The 1,914-nt window shown below is 72.4% G+C and carries 2 protein-coding genes; both read left to right on the top strand.

Annotated features, from left to right (window positions below; all coding sequences use genetic code 11):
- A partial coding sequence (locus DD1DGNOD_RS24655; protein WP_131771136.1) for an ABC transporter permease occupies nucleotides 1–932 on the top strand: 932 nt, incomplete at its 5' end.
- The gene (locus DD1DGNOD_RS24650) at nucleotides 929–1,813 is read left to right on the top strand and encodes an ABC transporter permease (RefSeq protein ID WP_241251150.1); all 885 of its coding nucleotides are present in this window, start codon (nucleotides 929–931) and stop codon (nucleotides 1,811–1,813) included. The genes DD1DGNOD_RS24655 and DD1DGNOD_RS24650, both read left to right, overlap by 4 nt.
- Nucleotides 1,814–1,914: the final 101 nt, after the last annotated feature.

Genomic DNA, 1,914 nt, shown 5'->3' with positions numbered 1-1,914 from the left:
TGGCGATCCCGGTCACGTTGCTGGCGGTCAGCCTGCTGGTGTTCGCCGCGACCGAGCTGATCCCCGGCGACGTCGCCCGGGTTGTGCTCGGCCCGGAAGCGAGCCAGGCGTCCGTGGACGCGCTGCGCCACCAGCTGCACCTGGACCAGCCGCTGCCCAGCCGATATCTGCACTGGCTGGGCGGGTTCGTCACCGGCGACTGGGGGCAGTCCTACACGCTCGGGGTGGCGGTCCGTCCACTGGCGCTGGACCGGCTGGGCCAAAGCCTGCTGCTGGCCCTGCTCGCCTTCGTCCTGCTCGTGCCGTTCGCGCTGGCGCTCGGCCTTGCCGCGGGGCTGCGGGAGGGACGCCCGCTCGACCGGGTTCTCAGCGTGACCGGCCTGAGCCTCGGGGCCGTTCCGGAGTTCGTCACCGGGGTCGTGCTGCTGGTGGTCTTCAGCGTCCAGCTGCACTGGTTGCCCTCCTCGGCTCAGGCACCCTCGGGAGCGGGGCTGCTCACCCGCGTGGAACACCTGCTGCTGCCGGCGATCTCGCTGGTCCTGCTATGTGCCGGGTACGTCGCCCGGCATGTGCGGGCCAGCACCGTCGCGACGCTGTCCAGCCCGTTCATCCGGGCGATGCGGGTGCGCGGCCTGTCCGAGGCGCAGCTCGTGCGCGGGCACGTGCTGCGCAACTGCCTGGTTCCGGTGACGAGCGCGCTCGCCGTCCAGCTGCAGTACCTGCTCGCCGGGCTGGTCACCGTCGAGCTGCTGTTCGGCTACCAGGGCATCGGCGACCTGCTGCTGTCGTCCGCGACCAGCAAGGACGTGCCGACCTTGCAGGCCACCGCGATCGTCCTCGGAGCCGTGGGCATGCTCGTCTACGTTCTCGCGGACGTCGTGTACGCGCTGCTCGACCCGCGGATCCGGGTCGGGAAGGTGGCTCACCAGTGAGCCCAGTGAGCCCAGTGAGCGTCACCGATGTCGCACCGCCGGTCACCGCTGTGGCTCGCGGGCCGGGGGTCGTGCGGCGGCTGGTGCGCCGGCCGTCGTTCGTGGCGGGTGCGGTCCTGCTCGTCGGGTGGGCCGTGGTCGCGGTGTTCTGGCCGCATCTCGTCCCCGTCGACCCGATGACCCAGCACCCGGCCGAGCGGTTCCGTTCGCCGGGCTGGGGTCACCTGTTCGGCACCGACCAGTTCGGCCGGGACGTGCTGGCCCGGGTGCTCGCCGGTGCCCGTCCCGTGCTGGCGGTCGCCCCACTGGCGACCGCGGTCGGGGTGGGCACCGGGAGCCTGCTCGGGCTGGTGTGCGGCGTCCGGCGGGGCCTGCTGGACGAGATCGTCATGCGGGTCGTCGACGTGCTCGCCGTCTTTCCGAGCCTGGTCGGGGCGGTGGTCGTGGTGGCGCTGGTGGGCAGGTCCACCACCACCCTGGTCGTCGTCATCGGGGTGTTCTTCGTACCGATCGTGACTCGCAGCGTGCGGGCCGCGGCGCTGGTCGAGCGGGAGAAGCCCTACGTCGAGGCGGCGCGGCTGCGAGGCGAACCGTTCCCGTCTCTGCTGGGTCGCGAGGTGTTACCCAACGTCGCCGGGACGGTGCTGGTGGAGGCGACGTCCCGGCTCGGTGACGCGGTCTTCGCCGCCGCGACCTTGTCGTTCCTCGGCCTCGGCCAGCCGCCGGGCTCCCCGGAGTGGGGCACCTCCGTGGCGGACAACCGGGTCTTCCTCCAACACGCCTGGTGGACGGTGCTTTTCCCGGCGTTCGCCGTCGCCAGCCTCGTCATCGGCGTCGCCCTGGTCGCGGACAACCTGCGGGAACAGGAGGCGGCGCGATGAGCCGGCCGGCAACCGGCGATGTACCGGATGTATCGGACGGGTTGGATGGGCTGGACGCATCGGGCGCATCGGGCGCAGCGGGTGGGCCGGGCGCACCGGGC

The sequence above is a fragment of the Candidatus Protofrankia californiensis genome, assembly GCF_900634765.1.
Classification (GTDB): domain Bacteria; phylum Actinomycetota; class Actinomycetes; order Frankiales; family Frankiaceae; genus Protofrankia; species Protofrankia californiensis.
The sequence above is the reverse complement of the archived record's forward strand: the minus strand, read 5'-3'. Positions and strand labels throughout refer to the sequence as shown.